18 protein-coding genes are annotated in these 19,035 nt (G+C 64.1%); 12 read left to right on the top strand and 6 right to left on the bottom strand.

What is annotated here, in order from left to right; all coding sequences use genetic code 11:
• From chrA to FJ972_RS00660, 3 genes are all read right to left on the bottom strand, one after another.
• Positions 1-1,392: a chromate efflux transporter gene (gene chrA, locus FJ972_RS00650; protein ID WP_140523712.1), complete on the bottom strand. Its 1,392-nt coding sequence runs from the start codon at positions 1,390-1,392 to the stop codon at positions 1-3.
• Positions 1,389-2,207, bottom strand: coding sequence for a chromate resistance protein ChrB domain-containing protein (locus FJ972_RS00655; protein WP_140497022.1), 819 nt, complete (start codon positions 2,205-2,207; stop codon positions 1,389-1,391). The genes chrA and FJ972_RS00655 overlap by 4 nt, the downstream gene beginning before the upstream one ends.
• Before the next feature lie 242 nt (positions 2,208-2,449).
• Positions 2,450-4,255 carry an IlvD/Edd family dehydratase gene (locus FJ972_RS00660; RefSeq protein ID WP_140497024.1) on the bottom strand — a complete coding sequence of 602 codons (1,806 nt, stop codon included), beginning with the start codon at positions 4,253-4,255 and terminating at the stop codon, positions 2,450-2,452.
• 151 nt (positions 4,256-4,406) lie between these two features.
• On the opposite strand from FJ972_RS00660, the gene FJ972_RS00665 reads away from it, so the two are divergent.
• Positions 4,407-4,859, top strand: a complete 453-nt coding sequence (locus FJ972_RS00665; RefSeq protein WP_140497026.1) for an SRPBCC family protein — start codon at positions 4,407-4,409, stop codon at positions 4,857-4,859.
• Positions 4,860-4,894: 35 nt separating this feature from the next.
• Here FJ972_RS00665 and FJ972_RS00670 read toward each other — a convergent pair whose 3' ends face one another.
• The 3 genes from FJ972_RS00670 to FJ972_RS00680 form a co-directional block, all read right to left on the bottom strand.
• Positions 4,895-6,064, bottom strand: coding sequence for an Mrp/NBP35 family ATP-binding protein (locus FJ972_RS00670; protein WP_140497028.1), 1,170 nt, complete (start codon positions 6,062-6,064; stop codon positions 4,895-4,897).
• 77 nt (positions 6,065-6,141) lie between these two features.
• Positions 6,142-7,146, bottom strand: a complete 1,005-nt coding sequence (locus tag FJ972_RS00675) for an inorganic phosphate transporter (RefSeq protein WP_140497030.1) — start codon at positions 7,144-7,146, stop codon at positions 6,142-6,144.
• Between the two features lie 3 nt (positions 7,147-7,149).
• Positions 7,150-7,791, bottom strand: a complete 642-nt coding sequence (locus FJ972_RS00680; RefSeq protein WP_140497032.1) for a DUF47 domain-containing protein — start codon at positions 7,789-7,791, stop codon at positions 7,150-7,152.
• 209 nt (positions 7,792-8,000) lie between these two features.
• On the opposite strand from FJ972_RS00680, the gene FJ972_RS00685 reads away from it, so the two are divergent.
• The 11 genes from FJ972_RS00685 (at position 8,001) to FJ972_RS00735 (ending at position 18,762) form a co-directional block, all read left to right on the top strand.
• The gene (locus FJ972_RS00685; RefSeq protein ID WP_140513034.1) at positions 8,001-8,378 is read left to right on the top strand and encodes a VOC family protein; all 378 of its coding nucleotides are present in this window, start codon (positions 8,001-8,003) and stop codon (positions 8,376-8,378) included.
• Between the two features lie 92 nt (positions 8,379-8,470).
• Positions 8,471-9,370, top strand: coding sequence for a LysR family transcriptional regulator (locus FJ972_RS00690; RefSeq protein ID WP_140523710.1), 900 nt, complete (start codon positions 8,471-8,473; stop codon positions 9,368-9,370).
• A gap of 132 nt (positions 9,371-9,502) precedes the next feature.
• Entirely contained in the window at positions 9,503-9,982 is a 480-nt protein-coding gene (locus FJ972_RS00695; RefSeq protein WP_140523707.1) for a formate dehydrogenase subunit gamma, read from the top strand.
• Positions 9,979-11,535, top strand: coding sequence for a formate dehydrogenase beta subunit (locus FJ972_RS00700; RefSeq protein WP_140523691.1), 1,557 nt, complete (start codon positions 9,979-9,981; stop codon positions 11,533-11,535). Before FJ972_RS00695 ends, FJ972_RS00700 begins: the two co-directional genes overlap by 4 nt.
• Before the next feature lie 10 nt (positions 11,536-11,545).
• Entirely contained in the window at positions 11,546-14,455 is a 2,910-nt protein-coding gene (fdhF, locus tag FJ972_RS00705; RefSeq protein WP_140523688.1) for a formate dehydrogenase subunit alpha, read from the top strand.
• Positions 14,456-14,613: 158 nt separating this feature from the next.
• Positions 14,614-15,414: a formate dehydrogenase accessory sulfurtransferase FdhD gene (gene fdhD, locus FJ972_RS00710; RefSeq protein WP_263486036.1), complete on the top strand. Its 801-nt coding sequence runs from the start codon at positions 14,614-14,616 to the stop codon at positions 15,412-15,414.
• A complete protein-coding gene (locus tag FJ972_RS00715; RefSeq protein ID WP_140523683.1) occupies positions 15,404-15,697 on the top strand; it encodes a formate dehydrogenase subunit delta in 294 nt (97 codons plus the stop codon). The genes fdhD and FJ972_RS00715 overlap by 11 nt, the downstream gene beginning before the upstream one ends.
• A gap of 129 nt (positions 15,698-15,826) precedes the next feature.
• Positions 15,827-17,380, top strand: a complete 1,554-nt coding sequence (locus FJ972_RS00720; RefSeq protein ID WP_140523680.1) for an alpha/beta fold hydrolase — start codon at positions 15,827-15,829, stop codon at positions 17,378-17,380.
• Positions 17,381-17,487: 107 nt separating this feature from the next.
• The gene (locus FJ972_RS00725; protein ID WP_140523678.1) at positions 17,488-17,967 is read left to right on the top strand and encodes a carboxymuconolactone decarboxylase family protein; all 480 of its coding nucleotides are present in this window, start codon (positions 17,488-17,490) and stop codon (positions 17,965-17,967) included.
• Positions 17,968-17,985: 18 nt separating this feature from the next.
• On the top strand, positions 17,986-18,414 hold the full coding sequence (locus FJ972_RS00730; protein WP_224518980.1) for a nuclear transport factor 2 family protein: 429 nt from the start codon (positions 17,986-17,988) through the stop codon (positions 18,412-18,414).
• Between the two features lie 33 nt (positions 18,415-18,447).
• Entirely contained in the window at positions 18,448-18,762 is a 315-nt protein-coding gene (locus FJ972_RS00735) for a hypothetical protein (RefSeq protein ID WP_140497050.1), read from the top strand.
• Positions 18,763-19,035: the final 273 nt, after the last annotated feature.

The raw sequence follows: 19,035 nt of genomic DNA on the forward strand, positions 1-19,035 counted from the left end.
CTACCCACTCGCCGCAAGCAATAAGACACCCGCCAAAGCCGATCCGGCAAGCGTCGGCAGCATGCCGATTTTCAGCTTGAGGATGGCGATCATGGTAGCGCAGGACAGCAGCGCGGCACGCCAGTCGATCGAGGACAGTACCGGCATCTCCGTTCCGAGCCCCGTCGCGCGCACGTCGCGGAAGATGACGTGCAAGGCGAACCACAGGGCCAGATTCATGATGACGCCGACGACCGCCGCGGTGATCGCGCCCAATGCCGCCGACAATGCCTTGTTGCCGCGCAGCGCCTCGATGTAGGGCGCGCCGAGGAATATCCAGAAGAAGCACGGCGTGAAGGTAACCCACAGCGTAAGCAGCGCTCCAAGCGATCCGGCAAACAACGGATATGGCGATCCGGAATGGCGCAAGCCTGCAAGGAAGCCGACGAACTGCAGGACCAGGATGAGCGGTCCTGGCGTGGTTTCGGCAAGGCCCAGGCCATCGACCATTTCGCCTGGCGCAAGCCAGCCAAGAGAACCGACGGCCGCTTGCGCGACATAGGCCAGAACGGCATAGGCGCCGCCGAAAGTGACGACCGCCATGAGGCTGAAGAAGCCGCCGATCTGCGTCCAGACGCTGTTTGCCGATGTGAACGCCCAGATCAGCACAACCGGTCCAAGCCAGATCGGCAGCCAGATCGCGATGGTGCGCGGCGCGTGCCATCGCGTCGGCCTGGTGTGGGCCAGTTCGCCGCGCTCGAACATCAGATCGACCGCGCCCGTGGCGTCGGGAGCTTCGTCCTTGCCATGCGCGGCGCCAGAAAACAGGGCCGGCGCGATGCCGTTTCCGACCCACCCCACCAGTCCTGCAAACAGGACGAGGAGCGGAAAGGGGACGTTGAGCACGTAGATGCCGACAAAGGCGCAAAGCGCGATCGCCGCCATCACCCGGTTCTTCAAGGCGCGCCGGCCGATGCGGATCACGGCCTCGACCACGATCGCCAGCACTGCCGCCTTCACCCCGAAAAACAGCGACTCGACCAGCGGCGCATCACCATAGAGCGCATAGAGAATGCTCAAGGTCAGCATGACGAGCGCGCCGGGCACGACGAAGAGGACGCCGGCAACAAGACCGCCGACCGTCTTGTGCAGCAGCCAGCCGATGTAGATGGCGAGTTGCTGGGCCTCGGGGCCAGGCAGCAGCATGCAGTAGTTCAGCGCATGCAGGAAACGCTGCTCGCCGATCCAGCGCTTTTCCTCGACCAATTCCCTGTGCATGAGCGCGATCTGCCCGGCCGGTCCGCCGAAACTGAGCAACCCGATCTTCGCCCAGAGTTTCGTGGCCTCGCGGAAGCTCGGGACCGCGGGCGCCTCGATGAGGTCGGCACTTTCCTCGGAAAGGAGGGAGTTCATGACGCCTTCGCTCCCGCCGGCCAATTGTGCGTCTCGTCGGTGGCGTCGCGGCACCAGCGGAAGAACGCGTCGTAAAGCAGCATGCCGGCATCCAATTGTTGCAGGTCATCGCGAAACATGCGCGACAAGCCAAGCGAGGCGGCGAGAAATCCCGCCGCCTGCGGAACCAGGTCGAGGCTGGCCGTGTCGGCTGCGCGCACGATCACGGCGAGGCGGTCGAGCGCTTCGGATTCGAGCCCGAACTCCTCGAGCATCGTGTCGAAGGTGCAGCGCTCGCCGCGATGGCTCCAGAACGCATTGTCGATGTCGAAAGGCACGGCCTGAAAACGATCGGCGACATCGGGCACTTCCGCGGCGTCGACGAACAGGAAGACCGCTTGAGGATCGACGAAACGGCGGATCAGCCAGGGGCAGGCGATGCGATCGACTTTGGGCCGGGCCCGCGTCACCCAGACGGTGCGGCCCTTGTCGTCACGAGGCGGCATCCTGTCGGCACGGACCAGAAGGCCGTGGGCGTCCCGCCAGGCTTCGAAGCCGCCTTCGAGCGATTCGGCGGCAATCCCTTCATGACGCAACCATGCGGCGACGCCTTGCGAGAGCTTTTTTCCCTGCTGGCAGACGACCGCCACGCGGCCACCGGCGAAGTCGGCTGCCCAAGTCTGGACGGTTTTGAAATCGCGCCGGTACGACGCCGGCAGCAAACGTGGATCGGCGTTGTAGTCGTCCTCGGTACGGATATCGAGGATTGCAGGCGCGCCCGGCAAACCGACCATACGGATCAGTTGCGGCACGGTGACAGCGGTTGTTGACGGCATGGCGTCCACCTCCTGAAAGAGAAGCCTGGACGCGAACGTTGGGCTGACGCCTCACGGGGTCGTCGCGATGAACCCCTTGCAGCGATGGTGGATTTGTTGGGCAGGCTTGTCAAGGACGCAATGTCCCCGGCCTGTGGCAGGCCGCGAAACGGAAAGACGACCGGCGGCCGATCAGGCCGCCGATCGGCGATCGCTATCCGTCAATTATCGCTTGAAACGATCGATGATTGTCCGGGGAATAATCAGTGATTGTCCCGGGGCACGCCCTTCGTATGAGCGACGTCCTGGTATTTCACCGCCGGTTTCAGCACCATGCCGCCCGAGAACTGGTCGACCATACCGCGCTGGATTTCCTGCCATGGTGTCTGGTGCTCGGGATAATGGTAGCCGCCATTGTTCTGCAGCTCGGCGCGGCGGCGGGTGATCTCGTCATCGGTGACGAGAATGTTGGCCGTGCCCTTTTTCAGGTCGATGCGAACGCGGTCGCCTGTCTTGAGCAACGCAAGCCCCCCGCCGATGGCGGCTTCCGGCGAGGCGTTGAGGATGGAGGGCGAGCCTGACGTGCCGGACTGGCGGCCGTCGCCGATGCAGGCCAGCGCGTGGATGCCCTTCTTGATGAGATAGGCCGGCGGCTGCATGTTGACGACCTCGGCGCCGCCGGGATAGCCGACCGGACCGGCGCCGCGCATGAACAGGATGGTGTGCTCGTCGATCCCTTGCGCCGGGTCGTCGATGCGGGCGTGGTAATCCTCCGGACCGTCGAAGACCATGGCATTGCCCTCGAAGGCCTCGGGGTCCTTCGGGTTGGAGAGATAGCGCTCGCGGAATTCGGGCGAGATGCCGCTGGTCTTCATGATTGCCGAATCGAACAGATTGCCCTTGAGATTGATGAAGCCGGCATTGGCCTTCAGCGGCTCGGCGACAGTGCGGATGACCTCGCGGTTCTCGTTGACGGCATCGCGGCAATTGTCGCCCATTGTCTTGCCGTTGGCGGTCAGAGCATCCGGATGCGGCAGCAGCCCGGCTTTCATGAGCTCCGCCACCACGGCCGGCACGCCGCCCGCGTGATGGTAGTCCTCGCCCAGATATTCGCCCGTCGGCTGGAGATTGACGATGAGCGGCACGTCGAGGCCGATCTTCTGCCAGTCGTCATTGTCGAGCGGCACGCCGAGATGGCGGGCGATGGCGTTGAGATGGATCGGCGCGTTGGTGGAGCCGCCGATCGCCGAATTGACGACGATGGCGTTCTCGAACGCCTTGCGCGTCATGATGTCGGAGGGCTTCAAATCCTCGTGCACCATATCGACGATGCGTTTTCCCGTCTCGTAGGCGATCTGGCCGCGCTCGCGATAAGGAGCCGGAATCGCGGCCGAACCCGGCAGCTGCATGCCGAGCGCCTCGGCCAGCGAGTTCATGGTGGTGGCGGTGCCCATGGTGTTGCAGTAGCCGGTGGACGGCGCCGAGGAGGCGACGATGTCCATGAACTCGTCGTAGCCGATCTCGCCGGCCGACAGGCGCTGGCGCGATTCCCAGACGATGGTGCCCGAACCGGTGCGCTTGCCCTTGTGCCAGCCGTTAAGCATCGGACCGACCGACAGCGCTATGGCCGGAATGTTGACGGTCGCCGCCGCCATCAACAGCGCCGGCGTCGTCTTGTCGCAGCCGATGGTGAGCACGACGCCGTCAAGCGGATAGCCATAGAGCACTTCTACCAGGCTGAGATAGGCAAGGTTGCGGTCGAGAGCTGCGGTCGGGCGCTTGCCGGTCTCCTGGATCGGGTGGCACGGGAATTCGAAAGGAATGCCGCCCATCGAGACGATGCCTTCGCGCACGCGTTTGGCGAGCTCGATGTGGTGGCGATTGCAAGGCGACAGGTCGGAACCGGTCTGGGCAATGCCGATCAGCGGCTTGCCCGACATCAGTTCGGCGCGCGTCAGCCCGTAATTCAGGTAGCGCTCCAGATAAAGTGCCGTCATGCCCGGATTGTCGGGGTTGTCGAACCACTCCTGCGAGCGAAACTTTTTCTTTCCTGTGGGGGCGCCAGCCATCATGGTCTCCGTATTTGTATGACAAATCGATATGACAACGCGCGGATGCAGGCAAGGGGCACGCGTGATCTGAATCCGGACTTTGGTGCGATAGACATCAATCGGGCCGCACGCTACCAACAATCCGACATTGGTCGTCCGGGAGGTTCTGATGGCTTTGGTGATCGAGGGCGAGGAGCGCATCGCCGCACCCCTCCAGAAAGTTTGGGAAGCGCTGAACGATCCGGCGGTGCTGAGAGAAAGCATCCCCGGCTGCCAGAGCCTCGAAATGAAGTCGCCGACCGAGATGGCGGCGACGGTGGTGCTGAAGATCGGCCCGATCAAGGCGACCTTCAACGGCGAGGTGACGCTGAGAAATCTCAATCCCCCGCATGCCTACACGATCCAGGGCGAAGGCAAGGGCGGCATCGCCGGCTTCGCCAAGGGCGGCGCCGACGTGACGCTGACCGAGGATGGGGCGGACGCGACGGTGCTCAAATACGCCGCCAAGGCCGAAGTCGGCGGCAAGATTGCCCAGCTCGGCAGCCGGCTGATCGAATCGACCTCGAAGAAACTGGCGGGACAGTTCTTTTCGAGCTTCGGCGAGAAGGTGGGTGCTGCTTAGGCTGGTCTATCCAGCGTTAGCGCCCCTGGACGACATTACTCGAAGACGATGCTCGGCACGGCGTCCGCGGCCGCGCCGCGCTCTTCGTTGACCCTGTCCCAGACCTTCGAAGCGATATCGCGATAGATCTTCGCTTCGGCACTGTCGGGCTTCGATGCCACCACCGGCGCACCTTCATCCGAGCTTTCGCGAATGCCCATCTCCAGCGGCACCTCGCCAAGGAAGGTGACGCCGAGGCGCTCGGCCTCACGGCGTGCGCCGCCATGGCCGAAGATGTCGTAGCGCTTGCCGGTGTCGGGGGCGAGGAAATAGCTCATGTTCTCGACGATGCCGAGCAGCGGCACGTCGACTTTCCTGAACATGTTGAGGCCCTTGCGAGCATCGATCAGGGCCAGATCCTGCGGCGTCGAGACGATGACCGCGCCGGCCAACGGCACCTGCTGGGCCATGGTGAGCTGGGCGTCACCGGTGCCAGGGGGCATATCGACGACGAGCACGTCGAGCGGCCCCCATTCGACTTCGCGCAGCATCTGCGTCAGCGCCGACATCACCATCGGCCCGCGCCAGATCATCGGCGTTTCCTCGTCGACGAGGAAGCCCATCGACATCACCTTGAGACCGTAATTCTGCATCGGTTTCAGGATCTTGCCGTCGACGGTCTGCGGCCGGCCGCGGATGTTGAGCAGCCTTGGCATGGACGGGCCATAGATGTCGGCATCGAGCACGCCCACTTTCAGCCCGTTGGCGGCGAGGCCGAGGGCCAGATTGACGGCTGTGGTCGACTTGCCGACACCGCCCTTGCCGGACGCAACCGCGATGATCGCCTCGATGCCGGGCACGCCGCGCTTGCCCTGGCTGTGCGAGGCAGGCGCATGGGGCGCCGGGCGCGGCGCGGCAACGGGCGGGGCGGGACGTGGCGCCGGGCGCGCCGCGACAGGCGCCTCCATGCCGCCGCCCTTCTTCTCCGCCGTCAAGGCGACGACGGCGCCGGCGACACCAGGAATAGCTTTCACGACACGCTCGGCCGCGGCGCGCAATGGCTCCATCTCCTGCGCCCTGGCGGCCGGAACGGTGATCGAGAAGAACACTTTCGAATCGGCGATGAAAATCTCGGAAACCATGCCGAGGTCGACGATGTTGCCGGTGAAATCGGGGCCATTGACCGTTTTCAGGCGCTCGATGACGGTTTCCTTGGTGACGGACATGGCTGTTGCTTCCCTGGCGTTCGGCTGCTGCTCACATAGTGCAGATCGCCGGCGGCTCCAAGCGCCAGGCCGCGACATCAGCCTGCCAGGCGAACCGCCAGATAGGTCAGTGCAGAAATCGCCGCCGTCGCCGGCAAGGTGACGACCCATGCGATGACGATGTTGCCGGCTATGCCCCAGCGCACCGCCGAGACACGGCGGGCGGCGCCGACGCCGATGATGGCGCCGGTGATGGTGTGCGTGGTCGAAACCGGAACACCGAGCCATGTCGCGGCGAAGAGGGTGATGGCGCCGCCGGTCTCGGCGCAGAATCCCTGCATCGGGTTGAGCCTGGTGATCTTCGAGCCCATCGTGTGGACGATGCGCCAACCGCCGAACAGCGTGCCCAGCGCCAATGCCGACTGGCAAGTCAGGACCACCCAGAGCGGCACGTAGAAATCCGTTCCGAGCATGCCTTGGGAATAGAGCAGCACGGCGATGATGCCCATGGTCTTTTGCGCATCGTTGCCGCCATGACCGAGCGAATAGAGGGAGGCGGAAAAGAACTGCATGACACGGAAGGTACTGTCGACGGCAAACGGCGTCTGGCGCACGAACAGCCAGGAAACCACCAGGATCAGGAGAAGCGCCAGGACAAAGCCCGTCGCCGGCGACAGGACGATGGCGGCGACCGTCTTGCCGAGCCCCGCCCAGACGATGGCACCCGTGCCGGCCTTTGCGACGCCTGCCCCCACCAATCCGCCGATCAACGCATGCGAACTGCTCGATGGGATGCCGGCGATCCAGGTGACGATGTTCCAGACGATGGCGCCGACCAGGGCGGCGAAGATCACCGCCGGGGTGACGATGCTTGCATCGATGATACCCTTGCCCACGGTTTCGGCGACATGGAGGCCAAAGAACATGAAGGCGATGAAATTGAAGAAGGCCGCCCAGAACACCGCGTAATGCGGTCTCAGCACCCGGGTCGAGACAATGGTGGCGATCGAGTTGGCGGCGTCGTGCAGGCCGTTGAGGAAATCGAAGAACAGCGCGACGGCGACAAGGCCGACCAGCAGGGGAAAGGCGATCGCGACTTCCATCGCCTAGACGTTCTCGATGACGATGCCGCTGATCTCGTTGGCGACGTCCTCGAAGCGGTCGACCACCTTCTCCAATTGGCCATAGATCTCCGAGCCGATCAGATAGGCCATCGCATCGCTGCGGCCGTGCCGCCTGAAGAGATCCTTCAGGCCCTGCTCATGCAGATCGTCGGCTCGGCCTTCGGCACGCATGACTTCCTCGGCGAGTTCGTTCAGGCGCGCACTGTTGGCGCCGACCTTGGCCAGCAGCGGGATCGCCTCCGCGACGAGCCTGGCGGCATCGACAATGACGGCGCCCATTTCCTGCATCAGCGGATCGAATTCCCTCTTCTCGAACAGCCGCACCGTCTTGACGGTCTTGTGCATCATGTCGATGGCGTCATCCATCGACTGGATCAGGTCCTTGATATCGCCGCGGTCGAAAGGCGTGATGAATGAGCGCCGCACGGCAAGCAGGACTTCGGCGGTGATATGGTCGGCTTCGTCCTCGAGATCGACGATCTTTTCGCACCAATGCTCGATGTCCTTGCCTAGGAGGAGCTGCTGCAGGGCCTCCGCGCCGCCGACCACCGTGCGGGAATGCCGCTCGAACAGGTCGAAGAAGCGATCTTCGCGCGGCAACAGCTTGCGGAACCAGCCCAGCATGTTCGTCCCTCCCGGCGCACCAGTTCCATCCACATAGCGCCGCATGCGCCCATGGGGAACAGTAAGCCGGCTGAAAGATGTGGATGCAGCCAATTGCAGGCACCGCTCGCAATTGGCTGGCCGCCGGCAAAGCGGGGGTCGTCAAGCGACCGGAGCGACCTATTTCCAAGGAGACGCCGGGGACGACAAGCAGCGAAGGAGAAACGATCATGCTTGCAAACAGCAACGCGACGGCCAACCTCGCGGTGAAAGAGCTGGCGAAGGCAAAGGCTTTCTACGAGGGGACGCTCGGCCTGAAACAGGTGCATGACGAGGGTGGCGAACTGATCGTGTACAAAAGCGGCGACACCACGATCAATGTCTATCGCTCTCAGTTCGCCGGAACCAACAAGGCGACGGCGGTGACGTGGACGGTCGGCGATGAGATCGACACCGTCGTCAGCGGGCTGAAATCGAAAGGCGTTGCGTTCGAGCACTACGAGATGCCCGGCCTGACACTGGAAGGCGACATCCATGTCGGTCACGGCATGAAGGTCGCCTGGTTCAAGGATCCGGACGGCAACATCCTCAATCTCGTCGACCGATAGGTTTCTGCGATCAAGCATCGGCTTGGGGCGATCGACGTCGCAGTGGCCGGCAGCCCTCTGGCGCGGTGCGGCGGCGGCGGTTAGCTTCAGATATGATCGACAAGCTGGAATTTTTCATCGCGCTGGCCAAGGAAGAGCATTTCGGGCGGGCTGCCGAAGTGTGCGGCGTCACCCAGCCCACCTTGTCGGCCGGCATCAAGCAACTTGAGGGTCAGCTGGGCGTGATGCTGGTCCTGCGCGGCTCGCGCTTCCAGGGCCTGACCCCGGAGGGCAAGCAGGTGCTGGTGTGGGCGCGCCGCATCGTCGGCGATACCAGAACCATGCGCGAGGAGATGCGGGCGGCGCGGCACGGCTTGTCGGGACGTATCCGCATCGCCGCCATTCCCACCGCGCTCGCCATGGTGGCGCGGCTGACGACGCCATTCCGCGAAAAACACCCCGGCGTCACCTTCTCGGTACTGTCCCGGACCTCGATCGAAGTGCTGTCGCTGCTCGGCAATTTCGATATAGACGCCGGCATCACCTATCTCGACAACGAACCGCTCGGACGAGTGACCAGCGTACCACTCTACGATGAGCGCTATCAGCTGATCACCGCCATCGGAAACCCCTATTCCGACCGCGACAAGGTGACATGGGCCGAGATCAGCCACCTGCCGCTCTGCCTGCTGACCCCGGACATGCAGAACCGCCGCATCATCGACCAGCACCTGGCCGAGGCCGGTGTCGAGGTCCGGCCGACGCTGGAATCCAATTCGATGATCGTGCTGTTCTCGCATATCCGCACCGGCAAATGGTCCTCGATCATGCCGCTCAACCTCACGGAAACGTTCGGCTTTTCCGAACCTATCAGGGCTATCCCGATCGTCGAGCCGGACGCCAGCCACACGGTCGGGCTGGTGGCCGCGTTGCGCGAACCGCATACGCCGCTGGTTTCGGCGCTGCTGGACGAGGCGATGGCGCTTGCAGACGATTTCCGCGCCCACCGCTAGGTTAGGGAATACAGGTGCTGGAACTCGATAGAAAATTTCTATCGAGCGACGGATCAGCTTTATTGATTTCAGGGGTTTCTCCTGATTTTGTAAAGACTTAGCGATAAAGCCACCGACCAGGGAGGGCGCTGCGTGACGATGCAGCCTGCAAGTACCGAGATCGCATCGCGCACGGCCGCGATCATCCAGGAGCTGAAAGATCTCGAAGGTCCGCTGCTGCCGATCCTCCATAACATTCAGGAAGAGTTCGGCCATGTGCCGCAGGCAGCACTCCCGGTCATTGCCGACGGACTGAACCTTTCCAGAGCAGAGGTGCACGGCGTCGTCACCTTCTATCACGATTTCCGCGCCCGCCCGGCAGGCCGGCATGTGCTCAAGCTCTGCCAGGCCGAAGCTTGCCAGTCGATGGGTTCCGATGCGGTGGCCGCCAGGATCAAGCAATTGCTCGGCATTGATTTCCACGAGACGGCGAAAGACGGTTCGGTGACCCTGGAGCCGGTTTATTGCTTGGGACTGTGCGCCTGCTCGCCCTCGGCGATGCTCGATGGCGAGGTGATCGGGCGGCTCGACAACGAGAAGATCGAAGAGATCGTCGCGGAGGTGCGCTCATGATCCCGCGCATCTACATTCCCGGCGATTCCGGCGCGCTGGCGCTCGGTGCCGAAAGGGTCGCCAAGGCTGTTCGTGCTGAACTCGCCGAGCGCGGCGTTGAGGCCAAGATCGTCCGCAATGGATCGCGCGGCGCCTATTTCCTAGAGCCTATGGTCGAGGTCGCCACAGCAAACGGCCGCGTCGCCTACGGGCCGGTGAAGCCTTCCGACGTCAAGAGCTTGTTCGACAGCGGCTTTCTCACCGGCGGCCATCACAAGCGCTGGCTGGGCGCGCCGGACAAGATCCCGTTCCTGGCCAAGCAGACCCGTCTGACCTTCGCGCGCTGCGGCATCAACGACCCGCTGTCACTCGACGCCTATAAGTCGCTTGGCGGGCTGAAGGGCCTGCAGAACGCGGTGGCCATGGCGCCGGCCGAGATCGTCAGCCAGGTTACGGAGTCCGGCCTGCGCGGCCGCGGCGGCGCCGGCTTCCCGACCGGCATCAAATGGAAGACGGTGCTCGATACGACATCCGAGCGCAAATACATCGTCTGCAACGCCGACGAGGGCGACAGCGCCACCTTCGCCGACCGCATGATCATGGAGGGCGATCCCTTCGTGCTGATCGAAGGCATGGCGATCGCCGGCATCGCCACCGGCGCGACCAAGGGCTTCGTCTACATCCGCTCGGAATATCCGCATGCGGTGGCGGTGATGAACAAGGCCGTCGAGGTCGCCCGCAAGGCCGGGGTGCTCGGCGTCAACGTGCTCGGTTCGCCCAACGCCTTCGACATGGAGATCCGCGTCGGCGCCGGCGCCTATGTCTGCGGCGAGGAGACCTCGCTTCTGAACAGTCTGGAAGGCAAACGCGGCGTGGTGCGCGCCAAGCCGCCGCTGCCGGCAATCCAGGGCCTTTTTGGCAAGCCGACGGTGATCAACAACGTCATCTCGCTGGCTTCGGTGCCTGTCATCATGGACAAGGGCGCCGCCTACTACAAGAATTTCGGCATGGGCCGCTCGCGCGGCACGATCCCGATCCAGATCGCCGGCAACGTCAAGCGTGGCGGCCTGTTCGAGGCGGCTTTCGGCATGACACTGGGCGAAATCGTCGACGATATCGGCGGCGGCACGGCCACCGGCCGGCCGGTGAAGGCGGTGCAGGTCGGCGGTCCACTCGGCGCGTATTTTCCGCGCGCTTTGTTCGACACGCCGTTCGATTACGAGGAATTCGCCAAGCGCGATGGACTGATCGGCCATGCCGGCATCACCGTGTTCGACGACACCGCCGACATGCTGAAACAGGCGCGCTTCGCCATGGAGTTCTGCGCCATCGAAAGCTGCGGCAAATGCACGCCCTGCCGCATCGGCTCGACGCGCGGGGTGGAGACCATCGACAGGCTCGCCGCCGGCATCGAGCCGGAGAAGAACCTCGCCCTGGTCACCGATCTCTGCAACACGATGAAGTTCGGATCGCTCTGCGCGCTGGGCGGCTTCACGCCCTACCCGGTGATGAGCTCGATCACGCATTTCCCCGAGGATTTCAAGCCCGCGCCGGCGCGCGTGGCTGCTGAATAGGACCTGGCAGATGAACATCAAGGCCGACTTCCCGACGCTCATCGAAGAGATCGACTACGGAACTCCGCAATCGAAAGCTGAGAAGCGGATCACGCTGACCGTCGACGGCCGCAGCATCAGCGTGCCGGAAGGCACGTCGATCATGCGCGCCGCGATGGAAAGCGGGGTCGAGATCCCGAAGCTGTGCGCCACGGACATGCTGGACTCCTTCGGCTCCTGCCGCGTCTGCCTGGTCGAGATCGATGGCCGCGGCGGCACGCCGGCGTCCTGCACGACGCCCGTCGGCGAAGGCATGGTGGTGCGCACGCAGTCGGAGCGGCTCGATGCCATTCGCCGCGGCGTCATGGAGCTCTATGTCTCCGACCATCCGGTGGGCTGGAACGAGAAGGCCGGCACCGGCGCCAGCGAGTTCGACGCGGTGGCGAAGTCGGTCGGCCTTTCCGAGAATCGCTACGGCGTCGAAGGCCGCAATCACGTCAAGGAGGATGGCGTCGCGCCCGGCCACGGCTCGCTGGCCGTCGACTACATCGCGCGTGACGAATCCAACCCGTATTTCACCTATGATCCGGCGCAATGCATCGTCTGTTCGCGTTGCGTGCGGGCCTGCGAAGAGGTGCAGGGCACCTTCGCGCTGACGATCGAGGGCCGCGGCTTCGAATCGCGCATGGTCGCCGGCATGCACGAGGATTTCATTGCTTCCGAATGCGTGTCCTGCGGCGCCTGCGTGCAGGCCTGCCCGACCGATGCGCTGCGTGAGAAGACAGTGCTCGCCAAGGGCCTGCCGGAACGCTCGGCCGTCACCACCTGCGCCTATTGCGGCGTCGGCTGCTCGTTCAAGGCCGAAGTGAAGGATGACGAGGTCATCCGCATGATGCCCTACAAGGAGGGCAAGGCCAATCACGGCCATTCCTGCGTGAAGGGCCGCTTCGCCTATGGCTATGCCACCCACAAGGACCGCATCCTGTCGCCGATGATCCGCGAGAAGGTGAGCGATCCCTGGCGCGAAGTGAGTTGGGAGGAGGCGATCGCCCACACGGCCAAGGAGTTCCGCCGCATCCAGTACCAGTATGGACGCACGGCGATCGGCGGCATCACCTCGTCGCGCTGCACCAATGAGGAGACCTATCTGGTCCAGAAGCTGGTGCGCCAAGGCTTCCGCAACAACAATGTCGATACCTGCGCGCGCGTCTGCCATTCGCCGACCGGCTACGGGCTCGGCCAGACCTACGGCACCTCGGCCGGCACGCAGGATTTCGATTCCGTCGAATTCACCGACGTCGCCGTCATCATCGGCGCCAATCCGGCTTCCGCACACCCGGTTTTCGCCTCGCGGCTGAAGAAGCGGCTGCGCCAGGGCGCCAAGCTGATCGTGCTCGACCCGCGCCGCACCGAGATGGTCAAGTCGGCGCATGTCGAAGCCGACTACCACCTGCCGCTGAAGCCCGGCACCAATGTCGCCGTGCTGACGGCGCTGGCACATGTCATCGTCACCGAAGGCCTGTTCGACGAGGCCTTCATCCGCGAGCGCTGTGACTGGACGGAATTCCAGGACTGGGCGTCCTTCGTCGCCCTGCCGGAGAACAGCCCCGAAACCGTCGGCAAGCTGTCCGGCGTCGATCCCGAACTGATCCGCGGTGCGGCACGTCTCTACGCCAAGGGCGGCAACGGGGCGATCTACTACGGCCTCGGCGTCACCGAGCACAGCCAGGGCTCGACCACGGTGATGGCGATTGCCAATCTCGCCATGGCCACCGGCAATATCGGTCGCCCGGGCGTCGGCGTGAACCCGCTGCGCGGCCAGAACAACGTGCAGGGCTCGTGCGACATGGGCTCCTTCCCGCACGAACTGCCAGGCTATCGCCATGTCTCGGGCGACGCGGTGCGCGACATCTATGAAAGCCTGTGGGGCGTGAAGCTGGACGACGAACCGGGGCTGCGCATCCCCAACATGCTGGATGCAGCCGTCGACGGCTCCTTCAAGGGCATCTACATCCAGGGCGAGGACATCCTGCAGTCCGACCCCGACACCAAGCATGTCGCCGCCGGCCTGGCCGCGATGGAATGCGTGGTCGTGCACGATCTCTTCCTCAACGAGACGGCGAACTACGCGCATGTGTTCCTGCCGGGCTCGACCTTCCTCGAGAAGGACGGCACCTTCACCAATGCCGAGCGCCGCATCAACATGGTGCGCAAGGTGCTGGAGCCGAAGGCGCGCTACGCCGACTGGGAAGCGACGCAGGAGCTTGCCCGCGCCATCGGGCTCGACTGGAACTATATGCATCCGTCCGAGATCATGGACGAGATCGCCAAGACGACGCCGAGCTTCGCCGGCGTCTCGTTCGAGTTGCTCGACCGCGTCGGGTCGGTGCAGTGGCCCTGCAATGAGAAGGCGCCACTCGGCACCCCCATCATGCATGTCGACGGCTTCGTGCGCGGCAAGGGCAAGTTCATCCGCACCGAATATGTGGCGACGGACGAGCGAACCGGGCCGCGCTTCCCGCTGCTTTTGACCACCGGCCGGATCCTGTCGCAGTACAATGTCGGCGCGCAAACGCGGCGCACCGACAATATCATGTGGCACTCCGAGGACCGGCTGGAGATCCATCCGCACGACGCCGAGAACCGTGGCCTGCGCGACGGCGACTGGGTGCGGCTGACCAGCCGCTCCGGCGAGACGACGCTGCGCGCGCAGATCACCGACAGGGTGTCACCGGGCGTGGTCTATACGACCTTCCACCATCCCGACACGCAGGCCAACGTCATCACCACGGACTTTTCGGACTGGGCGACCAACTGTCCGGAATATAAGGTGACGGCGGTGCAGGTCGGTGCCTCCAACGGACCATCGGAATGGCAACGCGACTATGACGAGCAAGCGCGCAACAGCCGCCGCATCGCCCCGCTGGAAGCGGCGGAGTAGACTTGGACGAGACATTCGACAATAAGAGCTTCAATCTTGATGGTTGATCGACCACCATTGCGTCGAGCTTCACTCGATACCCCTTCCCCGATCGACCGGGATGAGGAAAGGCTTGAGGGGTGCGTCTCGTGACCCGCAAACGCCCCGCCATCACCGAAATGTCCCGTCTCGCTCGCCGCGCCAGCGGCACGGCAGCGGCCCGCCGCATGGTGCCGGAAGAAACGCCGGTGGCGTTCTCCTTTGCCGGCACGGCGCACGCGGTGATGATGGCGAGCCCGGCCGATTTGAAGGATTTCGCGCTCGGTTTCTCGCTGACCGAAGGCATCATCGCTTCACCCGAAGAGATCGAGGCGATCGAGGTCGAGGATCTAGGCGCCGGCATCGACATCCAGATTCGACTGAAGGACCAGGCCAACACGCGCTTCGAGGCGCGGCGGCGCAGGCTCGCCGGACCGGTTGGCTGCGGGCTCTGCGGCATCGAATCCATCGAGGAAGCGATGCGCGCGGTCGATTCGGTTGGTGCGTCTAAACTTACGCTTGATGCCGGCGACATCGTCCGTTCCGTCAAACTTCTCTCCAGGATGCAGCCGCTGCACAGCGAGACGGGCGCGGTGCACGCCGCCGGCTTCTATATCCCCGGCAAGGGCACCGTCATTGCGCGCGAGGATGTCGGCCGTCACAACGCACTGGACAAGCTGGCCGGTGCATTGGCCAAGGCCGGCATCGACGGCGCGACCGGCGCGGTAGTGGTGACGTCGCGCGTCTCCGTCGAGATGGTGCAGAAGACGGCGACGATCGGCTCGCCCTTCATCATTGCCGTCTCTGCGCCGACCGCGCTCGCCGCCCGCACCGCCGAACAAGCCGGCATGACGCTGGTGGCCTTGGTTCGCGGCGACGATTTCGACATTTTCACCCATCCCGACCGGGTGGTTCGCGGAGTTGCCAAACATGTCGCATGACGAAGACCACATTATGAGCACCAGCGAGAAGCTGGTGCGGATGGCCAACCAGATCGCGGCCTTTTTCCACTCCAGGCCGCGCGAAGAAGGCGTGGCCGGCGTGGCCGAGCATATCAACAAATTCTGGGAACCGAGGATGCGGCGTCAGTTCTTCGAGATGCTGGACAGCGGCGGCGATGGCTTCGATGAACTCGTCGTGGCTGCCTCGACAAGGATCAAGCGGCCGGTCACGCCCGCCGAAGCTGATCTGAAGCTCGGGCTCAAGCTTCCCCAGGCGACGTAGCCGCCTCGCAAAAATAGCCATTGGTTCGCGTCCGCTTATATTTCCTTCCGCTAAAGTTTAAGCTGCCGCACGCGACGCAGCTCTGCTATGGTCAGCGATCCGAAATCGCCAGGCCGGGCGGAACAACTCGTGAGGCCGATCGAGACCCGATACGCCCGTAGCGGCGATGTGCGGATCGCCTATCAGGTGGTCGGCCAAGGCGCGTTCGATCTCGTCTTCGTGCCGGGCTTCATCTCCAATCTCGACCTGCATTGGGAGGATGAAGGCTATAGCAGGCTGCTGAAACGGCTTTCCGCCTTCTCAAGGCTGATCCTGTTCGACAAGCGCGGCACCGGCCTGTCCGACCGCGTCGATGCCAACCATCTCCCCAGCCTCGAAACGCGCATGGACGACGTGCGTGCGGTGATGGACGCGGCCGGCAGCGGCCGCGCGGCCCTGCTCGGCGCCTCGGAAGGCGCTCCGATGGCCATGCTGTTCGCCGCCACGTATCCGGAGCGGACGCGCGCCCTGGCGCTCTATGGCGGCTATGCCCATTTCCACCGATGGGTGATGCCGCCGGAACGGCTGGACGCATTCATCGCGACGACGGAAACCGCCTGGGGCACAGGCGCCACCTTGCCGCATTTTGCGCCCGGCCGCGTCGAAGACAGTCACTTTGCCGCCTGGTGGTCGCGGTTCGAGCGGCTGTCGGCAAGTCCAACGGCGGCGGCGGCGCTGGCGCGCATGAATGCCGGCATAGACGTGCGCGGCATACTCTCGGCGATCCGCGCGCCGACGCTGCTGATCCACCGCCGCAACGACGCGCGCGTCGATCCCGATGCCAGCCGCTTTCTCGCCCGGAAGATCCCAAACGCGCGGCTTGTCGAAATCCCCGGGCGCGACCACCCGGTATGGACCGGTGACGTCGACCGGGTCGCCGACCTAATCGAGGAATTCCTGACCGGCGAGCCGGCCGTGGCCGACAGCGAGCGCGTGCTCGCCGCATTGCTGGTGACGCGTATCTACGATACGGCGCGCCTCGGCGACCGCATGTGGAGCGAGCGCAGCCAGCGATTCCAGGAGACCTGGCGATTGCTGGTGGGGCGCCATGGCGGACGTGTCGCAGGCACGCATGGCGAGCTGATGATCTCGCGCTTCGACGGTCCGGCGCGCGCCATACGCTGCGCGGCGGCATTGCGCGAAGCGGCGCAGGAGATCGGTGTGGCCAGTGCACAGGGCGTGCATGTCGGCGAGATCGAGATGCGCGGACCGCCGGTCGGCTTGACTGCACGCGTGACCATACAACTTGCGGCCCATGCCAGCCGCGGCGAGATCCTCGCGTCGCGGCTGGTTTCCGACCTGGCGACCGGCTCCGGCCTACACTTCATCGATGGCGGACGCATTGCGCTCGACGAGTTGGACGAGCCGTTGGCGTTTGTTCTTGCGACGTCCGAGCAGCATCTGGAACCCGCCTGCCGATCCAAGCCCAGGCCTGCCGAACCGGCCGCGCTGACGGCGCGCGAAAGCGAGGTGGTGAGCCTGATCGCCGACGGCAAAAGCAATGCCGCGATCGCCGCCGAGCTCAACCTCAGCGAGCATACGGTCAAGCGTCACGTCGCCAACATATTGCTCAAGCTCGACCTGCCGTCGCGGGCGGCGGCGGCCGCGTTTTCGGCACGGAACCCTGGCCCGCACGGGCCATAAAGGCCATGGCGCTTTCGGGCGAAGCGGCCGATGGCGTCGGGGATTATCAATTCTTCCCATGCAGGCCAGGCGGTATCGCCGTGACGGTACTGCGAAGGGAGGATGAAATGGTGAAATCAAGTCGCAAGACCAGATTGCTCGTCATCGCGGCCGGCGTCGGCGCCTTGCTGGCCCTGGCTCCGGCGCGGGCCGAGGATGCCTCGGCGACGGCAGCATACAAGGACATAGAGGCCACGCTCGGCTCCGTACCGGACATGTTCAGGACTTTGCCTGACGTGGCGGTCGCCGGTGCCTGGGCCGAGATAAAGTCGATGCAGCTCAACCCCAAGACCGCACTCGACGGCAAGACCAAGGAATTCATCGGGCTTGCCGTCGCCTCGCAGATTCCTTGCCAGTACTGCGTCTACTTCCACACCGAGGCCGCCAAGCTCAACGGCGCGACCGACGAGGAGATCAAGGAAGCGGTGGCGATGGCGGCGATCGTTCGCCACTGGTCGACGATGCTCAACGGCAGCCAGGTCGACCTCACAGCCTTCAAGAAGCAGACCGACGACGTGTTCGCGGCCGTGAAGGCCAAGTCGCAGTGACACTATCGCTGCACGGCGATGACCGCCGGGCAGCACTTTGCTCATCAACCGCCCGATCGGGAAGACGGGCCCATGGAGGACGAAATGCTGACCAAGACACAGACCGTTGACGGCGCGGCAATCAAGAAAGCCATCGAAGGGCGCGATGGACAGATGCTGTCGAGCTTTTACGCCGACGATGCGGTGTTGCGGGTCGTCGACCGCAATAATCCGCCGAGCAAGCCGCGCGAGATCCGCGGCCGAGCGGCGATCAGCACATTCTGGGACGACATCTGCAGCCGGGCAATGACCCACAAGGTCGATACCACCATTGCCGATGGCGACAATCTCGCCTTCACCCAAGCCTGCGCCTACCCGGACGGGACCAAGGTGTTCTGTGCGGCGATGCTGGAACTCAAGGGCGGGCGGATTGCACGGCAGACCGTCGTGCAGGCCTGGGACGAGTAAGCGGCATCAGCCGCATCTTCGGAGGAGGAAAACATGTTCAGCGCCAGATGGCAGATCGACGCCAGGTTCGGACACAAGCAGACCGTGCTCGACCTCTTGCGGAAATGGGAATCCGAGATCGGTTCGCAGGTCGGCGTCGCCGACCTGAAGTTCCAGATCATGACGGGTTCGATCGGCGCGCGGGAGGCGACGGTCGAATCTCACCACCAGGTCGAAAGCCTGGCCCAGTTGGAAGAGTTCTTCGCCAGGATCGGCAAGATCGACGCGCATGCCAAATGGGGCAAGGAGATCGAGCCTTACGTCGTGTCGGGCACCAGCCTCTGGCAGATTTTCCGCATCGTCGAATAATGCATGTCGCCCAAAGGTGCCCATAGAACAACGATCTGAAGCGCGCCGCATCGGTCCCTTTCGACGCGACGCGCTTTCGCTACCATGACGGCTTCCGCCTGCCCGCTATGGCTCTCCCGGGCCATTTCCCCACTGGCCCTTTCGGGCGAAGCAGCGAGGAGCCGGATCGGTGCAATGTGCTCTCCTGCACCATCCTGCGCACCCGACGGATGGACGGCACAAGCAAAGCAACAAGATAAATCGTCGCGTCGAAACCATATGGCGCGGGCGCGA

The organism is Mesorhizobium sp. B2-1-1, assembly GCF_006442975.2.
Lineage (GTDB): Bacteria > Pseudomonadota > Alphaproteobacteria > Rhizobiales > Rhizobiaceae > Mesorhizobium.